Raw genomic sequence first — 7,350 nt, 5'->3', positions numbered from 1 at the left:
GGTCTTGAGCGTCTCGGTGATCGCGTCGAAGGCCTGCCACGTCCGCGCGGCCTTGCCGGTGCCGCCGTAGACCACCAGGTCGTCGGGCCGCTCGGCAACCTCGGCATCGAGGTTGTTCATCAGCATCCGCAGCGCGCCTTCCTGCTGCCAACCGCGGCAGTTCAGCTCGGCGCCGCGCGGCGCGCGAATGTTGCGGACGTTCTCGTTGCTCATGAGTTGCTCCTGACCCGAAATGCGTTCTCGTCCACCCATGACATCCCCCACCAAGCGAGAACGGCAGCACCAAGCCCACTCTTTCTCGGATCCGAGACGCCACTCTGAAATCCCGGTGAACACAGCGCCCCCAGACTCCCGACCCACCCCAAGCCCACACCCCCACGCACCCGACGAACCGCTATCACCACTGCCCCAGCGGTAACCCCCAACGCCCGCTGAAACCACATCACCCCGACGCCCAGCAAACCCACATCGCGACTGCTCGACCACCGATGAACCCACGGCACCACTGCTCGACCAGTGACAACCGCGCACCACCACTGCTCGACCACCGATGAACCCACGGCACCACTGCTCGACCAGTGACAACCGCGCACCACCACTGTTCGATCAGCGGTGAACCTCATGCAATTTCGATTGAAATTGTCAAAAATCGCCACCGCGGGTTCCGTCGAAAACGGAGACAATTTCGATTGAAATTGCTGGACGCACGAGGCGACCCCCCACCGCTTTGAACCCAAAAGCACCCCGCCCCCGACGACACCCCTCCCCTCGCCAGGCCGCCCGTGTATCACCACCCAACGCCCAGCAGCGATACCCAACAGACCCAACGACGAGTGAGGCCCGTGCCGCACGGGGTTGCGCAGGGTTCAAAGCGCCAGCTGGTCACCAGTGCGCGCAGCAATTTCAATCGAAATTGTCGTCGTTGTGGACGGAACCTGCGGTGGCGATGTTTGACAATTTCAATCGAAATTGCGTGAGGTTCACCGCTGATCGAGCAGTGGTTCGTTCTGCCTGCCCCGCAGACCAGCCGAGCGGCGGGTTCACCCCGCCAGCGGGTTCCGGCCGGAGATCGCCGCCGTCAGCTTCGCCGCTCCGGCTCGCATGATCTCGCCGACCTCGGTCGGTTCGTGGCGTTCGTGGAAGCGGCTCCACGACGTGCTCAGCGCCGCCACCGGGCGGGCGCTGTGGTCGAACACCGCCGCACCCACCGAGCGCAGTCCGGGGGCGACCAGCTCCACCTCCTCCGACCAGCCGCGTTCCCGGTCCACCGCCAGCTGCTCGCCCAGCTCCGCCAGCGTCCGGGGTCCGCGGCCGGTGCGGGTGATGAAGTCGCTGCGGCGCGGGAAGAGGGCCCGGACCTGGGCGTCGGGGCTGCCCGCGAGGATCGCGCGGCCGTTGGCGGTCAGGTGCGCGGGCAGGCGCACACCGACGTCGGTGATCAGCGAGACGTCGGCGCCCGAGGTCGGCTGTTCCTTCAGCAGGTACACCGTTTCCGAGCCGTGCAGGATGCCCAGGTGCACGGTTTGCCCGAGGTTGCGGGCCAAGCGGCGCAGGATGGGTGCGGCCCGGCGTTCCAGGGGTTCGTGGCGCAGGTAGGCGGAGCCGATTTCGAAGGACACCACGCCGAGCCCGTAGGCCTGCTCCCCCGCGAGGTAGACCACGAATCCCTTGTCCACCAGTACGGACAGGATGTGGTACAGCGATGAGCGCGGGATGTCGAGGTCCCGCGCCAGGGTCGCGGCGCGCACCGGCCCCGGTGCTTCGGCCAGTCGGACGAGGACGTCCAACGCCCGTCCGACCGCCGGTGATGCGCTCGATTCGGCCACTGCACCCACCTCTCGCCCGCGATGACAGCACGATTGTCGCGGATGCCGCCGGTGTGGTTCACATCAGCCAATCCGCTCGGACGTCCTCCTGGTGCTCGCCGAGCCGCGGGATGCGCGGACGCGGCCGGTCGTCGGAGTCTCCGAACTGGACTGGTTGCCTGAGGTAGCGCAGCGCGCCGAGCACGGGATGTTCCAGCTCCGCCACCAGGTTCCGGCCCCGCACCTGGTCGCTGTCCACGGCCTCGGCGAGGTCCCAGATGGGCCCGGCGGGAACACCGGATCGTTCGGCGGCGGACACCACCTCCGAGACCGCGCGGCGCTGCGTCCACGCCTCGATGATGCTGTGCAGCAATTCGCGGTTCTCGGTCCGGGCGGTGTCGGTGGCGAAGCGTTCGTGGACGGCCAGCGACGGTTTGCCCAGCATGTCGGTCAGCCGGGCGAACACGCCGTCGTTGGCCACCGCGATCGCGACCAGCCCGTCGGCGGCTTGGAAGGTGTCGAAGGGCGTGGAGACCGGGTGCCGGTTGCCGGTGCGCCCGGGCAGCGCGCCGGTGGCCGTGAGCAAGCTCATCGCCGTGACCTGCAGGGAGACCAGCGAATCGAGCATCGCCACGTCGAGGTGCCGGCCGCGCCCGGTGCGTTCGCGGTCGAACAGCGCGGCGCAGATCCCCCACGCGGCGAACATCCCGGCGCACAGGTCGCCGAGCGATTCGCCGGTCCTGGTGGGCGGCCCGGCGGGGTGGCCGGTGGCCGCCATCAGCCCGGACATCGCCTGCACCACCAGGTCGTAGGCCGGCAGGTGCGACAGCGGTCCGTGCTGGCCGAAACCGGAGATGCTCGCGTAGACCAGGCGCGGGTTGTCGGCGGACAGCGTCGCGTGGTCGACACCGAGCTTGGCCGCCACACCCGGGCGGAAGTTCTCCACCACCACGTCCGCGCGCCGGGCCAGGCAGCGGAAGAACTCGCGGTCGTCGGCGTCCTTGAGGTCCAGCGCGACGCTGCGCTTGCCCCGGTTGAGCTGTGCGAAGTAGACGCTCTCGCCGTCGACGAAGGGCCCGAGGTGCCGGGAGTCGTCGCCGCGCACCGGTTCGGCCTTCACCACGTCGGCCCCGAGATCGGCCAGCATCGCCGTGCAGTAGGGCCCGGCCAGCACCCGGCTCAGGTCCAGCACGCGCACACCGTCGAGAAGTCCCATCGCGCCCTCGTTCCGCAGGAATTTGTGCTCACGAACGTCGTCCACCGATCACGCTAGGAACGGAGCAACGCGGTGGACGACGTGCGGACGCACGAAAGATCGGCGGTTTTCCGGGCAGCGGGCCATATGTCCGCGCAGCCCGGTCGTTCGGTAATGGCGCGGAAGACCGATCGAGGAGGTTCCATGACGCCTTACCTGCTGCCCGCCGAGTACGAGGACTTCCGCGCGAGCGTGCGCGCGATGGCCCAGGCCAAGATCGCTCCCCGCGCCGCCGAGATCGACGAGCGCGGCGAGTTCCCGCACGACGTCTACGACGAGCTGGTGGCGGCCGGGCTGCACGCGGTCGGAATCCCCGAGCAGTACGGCGGAGACGGTGCCGACGCCACGGCCTCGGCCATCGCCGTGGAGGAGGTGGCCCGGGCGTGCGCATCGTCGTCGACGATCCTGACCTCGAACAAGCTGGGCGTGACTCCCCTGCTGCTGTTCGGCACCGAGGAGCAGAAGCAGCGGTACCTGCCCCAGGTCGCGTCCGGAGAGGTCCTGATGGCCTACGCGATCAGCGAGCGCGAGGCGGGTAGCGACGTCGGGGCGATGCGGTGCAAGGCGGTCCGGGACGGCGGCGGTTACCGCTTGGACGGCGTGAAGACGTGGATCACCTCGGCGGGGATCGCGGGACTGCTCGTGGTGTTCGCGGTGACCGATCCGGAGGCCGGGTCGCGCGGGATCTCGGCCTTCGTGGTGCACGCCGACGATCCGGGCATCAGCTGCGGCCCGCCGGAGAAGAAGATGGGACTGCGCGGTTCGGTGACCCGCGAGGTGTTCTTCGAGGACTGCCGGATCCCGGCCGACCGGCTGCTCGGCGAACCCGGCAAGGGCATGCGGATCGCGCTGTCCACTTTGGATCGGACGCGGGTGTCGATCGGTGCGCAGGCGGTCGGGATCGGGCAGGCCGCGGTGGACGCGTCGGTCGGCTACGTGCAGGAGCGCAAGCAGTTCGGCCGTCCCATCGGGGACTTCCAAGGCGTGCAGTTCAAGCTCGCCGACATGGCCATGCACGTCACCGCCGCCCGCCAGCTGGTCTACGCGGCGGCGGCACGCGCTGACGGCGCGCCGGACCGGACGTTCTTCGGCGCCGCCGCGAAGTGCTTCGCTTCCGACACCGCGATGCGCGTGACCACCGATGCGGTGCAGCTGTTCGGCGGCTACGGCTACACCCGCGACTTCCCCGTCGAGCGGTTCATGCGCGACGCGAAGATCACGCAGATCTACGAGGGCACCAACGAGATCCAGCGGATCGTCATGGCTCGCCGGCTCCTCGGCTGAGCGCTCGCACGGCGAACCACAGCTCGATCCGGTCGGTCAGCCGCGCCAGGTCGCGTCCGGTGAGCTGCTCGATCAGCTGCAGCCGGTAGCGCAGGCTGTTGCGGTGCACGGCCAGCGCTTTCGCGGTCACCGATGGCGAGCAGTCGTGGTCGAGGTAGGCGCGCAGGGTCGCGAGGAGTTCGCCGTCGTGCTCGACGTCGTAGCGCAGCAGCCGGGCCAGCGTGGTCTCGGCGAGTTCCGCCAGGGGCAGGTCGACGCTGCCGGCCAGCAGACCGGTCACGCTCAGGGGCCCGGCCGGGTGCACCCCGGGTCCCTGAGCACTGGCTTGGCGGGCTTCGGCGTGCCCGATGCGCAGCCCGGGGACACCTGATCTGGCGGTGCTGACCCCGACGCCGACCTGCGGATCCAGCACCGCCAACCGGTCGCGGAGTTCCGCGGCGATGCCCGCGACGTCCGCGGTGGCGGGCACGATCAGCACGGCGGTGTTGTCGATGACCGCGGTCGGCTGGTGGTCGTCGCGGCGCTCCACCAGCTGCCCCACCGCCCACGGCAGGCGGCGCAACCGGTCCGCGGGCCCGTCGACGGTGGCCAGCACGACGTGGTTCGGCTCCCCGATCGGCACGCGGGCGCGGACCAGCCGGGCGCGCCCCTCGCGGTCGGAGATCACGTGCTCCAGCACGTCCTCGACGACGTGGCCGAGCAGTTCGCGCCGCCCGGTCAGCACTGCCTGGTGCCGGGCGATCTCCAGCCCGAGGATGTTCGCCGCGAACGACAGCACGCTCTCGAACTGCGCGGGGATGTCAGCGCACACCTGGGCGACCGGCACCTGGTCGATCTCGACCGGCCGGCGCACCGTCGCATCCGGAACCGCCGCGTGCTGGGGGAACTTCGCCAGCACGGCACCGTCCACCCCGACCACCGCGACCGGCGTTCGCCCGAGGTGCACGTGGAGCCGGCTGAGCAGCCCGGTCAGACCGTTACCCGCCAGCAGCGCGCGCACGAGCTCGTCCTGCACCGCGACGTTGGCGCGCACCGCGTCGTACTGCTCGGCGAAGATGCGGTCGGCCACCCAGTGGCTGATCTGGACGAACGGCACCTCGCACGGCGATTCCACCAGCGCGAGCCCGCACTCCTCCGCGGCCCGGACGACGACGTCCGGGACTTCGCGGTGCACCAACCCGGTACCGAAGCACAGCGCCGCGATCGGCAGCCGCGCCAGCCGGTCGACCAGCTCCCACCACTGCTCGTCGGTGCGCTCGTACATGCCGGTGGTCAGGACGAGCTCATCGCCGCGCAGGAACGGGACCGGATCGGGCAGTTCCGTGGTGGAGACCCAGCTGATGGGCCGGGCTGCACCGCAGTGGCTCGTCCTCGCCACCAGCCGCAGCGACGGTTCCGCGACGAGATCGACCACGCTCACCGGCATCATCGCGTTCTTCACCTGCCCATCGGACGGGTGAGCACCCGGCACCGTCAGGCCGCCGGGGCCGTTTCCCGGATCCGCTTGCGCATCGCGGCCCAGTAGATGACGCCCGGGACCACCAGTCCGAGCAGCCAGGCGATGTCCGCACCGCCGAGCAGCTCCACCAGCGGCCCGGTGAACACACCGTCCACATTGGAGAACGGGATCTGCACCGCGATGCCGACGAAGTAGGCGATCAGCGCAGGCACGCACCAGCGGCCGTAGACGCCGTCGGGGTCGTACATCGCCTCCATGTCGTACTTCTCCTTGCGCAGGAAGTAGAAGTCGACCAGGTTGATCGCGCTCCACGGGGTCAGGAAGTAGAGCAGGAAGTGCAGGAACAGCACGAAGTTCGACAGGAAGTCACCGCGCCCCAGCACCGCGATCACACCGCCCAGCACGCCGACCAGCGCGATGTAGCCGATCCGGGTCGCCGGGGACAGCCCGACCTTGCGGGTGAAGGCGCTCATCGTGGTGGCCACGGTCATGTAGCCGCCGTAGATGTTGAGCACGTTGATGGTGAGCTTGCCCAGCGCGATGGCCAGCAGCAGCGGCAGCACCAGCGCTTCGCCGCCGAGGCCCACCACGTAGGCGACCTCGTGGCCCTTGAACTCCTTGCCCGCCACCGCGTAAGCCAGCGCGCCGAACGACATCGCCCAGGTCGCGCCGAGCGCGGTACCGCCGTAGGTCCACCAGAACGTCGCCCGGATCGAGGTGCCCGAGGGCAGGTACCGCGAGGTGTCGGCGACGTAGGGGCCGAAGGTGAGCTGCCAGGACGCGGTCAGCGACAGCGCGAGCAGGAACGCGGGCACGTCGAGCTTCGCGTTCGCCAGCACGGGCCCGAGGTCGTGCGTGGTGACCAGCCGGAAGGTCAGGTACACGAACACCACGACCGACACCAGCGAGGCCAGCCAGCCGAAGCGGTGGATCAGCCGGTACCCGACGATCGCGATCGTCGCCGACAGCGCCGCGTAGAGCACGATGCTCAGGTCGACCGGCAGGTCGGTGATCGCCGAAAGCGCCTGCCCGCCCAGCACGTTGCCGCTGGCGAAGTAGCCCAGGTACATCAGCACCACGAGCACCAGCGGCAGCACGGCGCCGTACACGCCGAACTGGGCCCGGCTCTGGATCATCTGCGGGATGCCCAGCTTCGGGCCCTGGGCCGCGTGCAACGCCATCGGCACGCCGCCGATGGCGTTGCCCAGCGCGATGGCCACCAGCGCCCACAGCGGGTGCAGCCCGACGAGCACGGTCAGCGCGCCGGTCACCGCCGAGGTGATCTGCATGTTGCCGGCGAACCACAACGTGAAGAGGCTGCGCGGGCTGCCGTGCCGCTCGGCCTCCGGGATCGGGTCGATCGACCTCCGCTCGACCTGCAAGCCACCGGCCATGTGTCACTCCTCGCCCCGCCGAATTCAGTTCGTTCCATTAGTCGCCGCGACGAACTCCGGATCAATGCCCGGCGGAGACCCGCTGTCTGGAATGCCAGACAGGGAAGAATCAACGTCCCGGAAACGCCGAACCGGGCGGGGATTCGGCGATCC

At 69.5% G+C, this 7,350-nt stretch carries 5 protein-coding genes and 1 pseudogene; 1 reads left to right on the top strand and 5 read right to left on the bottom strand.

What is annotated here, in order from left to right; genetic code table 11:
- The 3 genes and pseudogenes from ABTZ89_RS32625 to ABTZ89_RS32615 all read right to left on the bottom strand — a co-directional run.
- Positions 1-213, bottom strand: a pseudogene (locus tag ABTZ89_RS32625) (urocanate hydratase); the annotation flags it as partial.
- Between the two features lie 827 nt (positions 214-1,040).
- Positions 1,041-1,826, bottom strand: a complete 786-nt coding sequence (locus ABTZ89_RS32620; RefSeq protein ID WP_270948216.1) for an IclR family transcriptional regulator — start codon at positions 1,824-1,826, stop codon at positions 1,041-1,043.
- A 58-nt stretch (positions 1,827-1,884) separates the two neighbouring features.
- Positions 1,885-3,021, bottom strand: a complete 1,137-nt coding sequence (locus ABTZ89_RS32615; RefSeq protein ID WP_351052019.1) for a CaiB/BaiF CoA transferase family protein — start codon at positions 3,019-3,021, stop codon at positions 1,885-1,887.
- Positions 3,022-3,204: 183 nt separating this feature from the next.
- Here ABTZ89_RS32615 and ABTZ89_RS32610 point away from each other — a divergent pair, with 183 nt between their 5' ends.
- Positions 3,205-4,344: an acyl-CoA dehydrogenase family protein gene (locus tag ABTZ89_RS32610; protein WP_351052016.1), complete on the top strand. Its 1,140-nt coding sequence runs from the start codon at positions 3,205-3,207 to the stop codon at positions 4,342-4,344.
- Here ABTZ89_RS32610 and ABTZ89_RS32605 read toward each other — a convergent pair.
- The gene (locus ABTZ89_RS32605; protein WP_351052013.1) at positions 4,319-5,785 is read right to left on the bottom strand and encodes a PucR family transcriptional regulator; all 1,467 of its coding nucleotides are present in this window, start codon (positions 5,783-5,785) and stop codon (positions 4,319-4,321) included. The two genes, ABTZ89_RS32610 and ABTZ89_RS32605, sit on opposite strands and share 26 nt — an antisense overlap.
- Before the next feature lie 32 nt (positions 5,786-5,817).
- Positions 5,818-7,197 (bottom strand): purine-cytosine permease family protein, encoded by a 1,380-nt coding sequence (locus tag ABTZ89_RS32600; protein WP_351052010.1) that lies wholly within the window; start codon positions 7,195-7,197, stop codon positions 5,818-5,820.
- Positions 7,198-7,350 lie beyond the last annotated feature (153 nt).

This window comes from Saccharopolyspora sp. NPDC002686, assembly GCF_040295745.1.
GTDB lineage: Bacteria > Actinomycetota > Actinomycetes > Mycobacteriales > Pseudonocardiaceae > Saccharopolyspora > Saccharopolyspora oryzae.
The sequence above is the reverse complement of the archived record's forward strand: the minus strand, read 5'-3'. Positions and strand labels throughout refer to the sequence as shown.